The following is a 440-nucleotide window of genomic DNA, read 5'->3' on the forward strand; positions in this document are numbered from 1 at the left end:
GGGGAACCTGCGGTTGGATCACCTCCTTACCTTAAAGAACCTGCCTTTGTAGTGCTCACACAGATTGTCTGATGAAAGTAGAGAAGCAAGGCGTCTTGCGATTGAGACTTCAGTGTCCCCTTCGTCTAGAGGCCCAGGACACCGCCCTTTCACGGCGGTAACAGGGGTTCGAATCCCCTAGGGGACGCCACTTGCTGGTTCGTGAGTGAAAGACGCGTGCCGATATATCTCAAAACTCATCTTCGGGTGACGTTTGAGATATTTGCTCTTTAAAAATCTGGATCAAGCTGAAAATTGAAACGACACACAGTTAATGTGTGTTCGAGTCTCTCAAATTTTCGCGACACGATGATGTTTTACGAAACATCTTCGGGTTGTGAGGTTAAGCGACTAAGCGTACACGGTGGATGCCCTGGCAGTCAGAGGCGATGAAGGACGTG

1 tRNA gene is annotated in these 440 nt (G+C 49.3%); it reads left to right on the forward strand.

The annotated features are described in order from the left end of the window. The first annotated feature begins 114 nt into the window (after positions 1-114). A tRNA-Glu gene (locus tag K5R89_RS27210) sits at positions 115-190 on the forward strand. The last annotated feature ends 250 nt before the right edge of the window (positions 191-440 follow it).

The sequence above is a fragment of the Klebsiella sp. TF21-TM genome (genome assembly GCF_019753495.1).
Lineage (GTDB): Bacteria > Pseudomonadota > Gammaproteobacteria > Enterobacterales > Enterobacteriaceae > Klebsiella > Klebsiella quasipneumoniae.